A 994-nucleotide genomic window follows, 5' to 3' on the forward strand; every position below is an offset into this window, starting at 1 on the left:
GGCTGCCGAAGCCTACCGCCAAGAAAAATTGGCAGCCGAGAAAGCCGCCTAATATGCAGACAGGCTGTCCGATAAAGTGTCGGAACAGCCTGTTTTATTAACTGCATCTTATCCTTTCAGACGGCCTGAACCTAAACCCACATTTAAGGCCGTCTGAAAACCAATTTCAATGAAGTAAAAACCAACCTAAAGCTCAAATCATGATCAATCCCAGCTTCAAGGAATACCTTCCTTCCTACTATGTCAGCACGGCCAATCCCCATCCATCTTATCCGACGCTTGAAGGCCGTCTGAAAACTGAAACCTGCGTTATCGGCGGTGGCCTATCCGGCTTATGCACCGCCCTACCGCTTGCCGAAAACGGCCATGAAGTCATCGTACTTGAAGCCGCTCGTATCGGTTTCGGCGCATCAGGTCGCAGCGGCGGACAAGTCATCAGTGACTTTGCCTGCGGCATGGAAGAAATCGAAAAACAAGTCGGCTTGGAACAGGCACAATGGTTCTGGCAGCAATCCCTGCAAGCCGTCGAACTGGTTGACTCGCGCATTCAAAAACACAATATCCAATGCGATTGGCAACGCGGCTACGCTACCGTCGCCGTCCGTCCTCAGCATTGGGAAGAATTGCAGCAATGGCACGAACACGCTCAAAAACATTATGGTGCAAGCCATTACCAGCTTTGGGATAAAGCCACGCTGAAGCAACAACTTGCCAGCGATATGTATCAAGGCGCGCAATTTGATCCTTTATCCGGTCACTTGCACCCGCTTAATTACACCCTAGGCATTGCCAAAGCGGCAGCCGATGCAGGCGCACAACTTTTTGAGCAATCCCCGATGACGCGTATCGAGCCATGCAATAACGGCTGGCTGGTTCATACACCTAATGGCAGCGTCGAGTGCAAAAACCTCGTTTATGCCGTCAATACTTATGCCGGTTTACACCCGAAATTCAAAGTATTGGAACAAAAAGCCATTGCAGTCAGCACCTTTAT

1 protein-coding gene is annotated in these 994 nt (G+C 50.1%); it reads left to right on the forward strand.

Translation table 11 applies throughout. The features are described from left to right. Nucleotides 1-200 precede the first annotated feature (200 nt). Nucleotides 201-994 (forward strand): NAD(P)/FAD-dependent oxidoreductase (locus ACTHS3_RS14785; RefSeq protein ID WP_440368342.1); only part of this gene is annotated, 794 nt, incomplete at its 3' end.

This window comes from Neisseria sp. P0009.S007, from assembly GCF_051962515.1.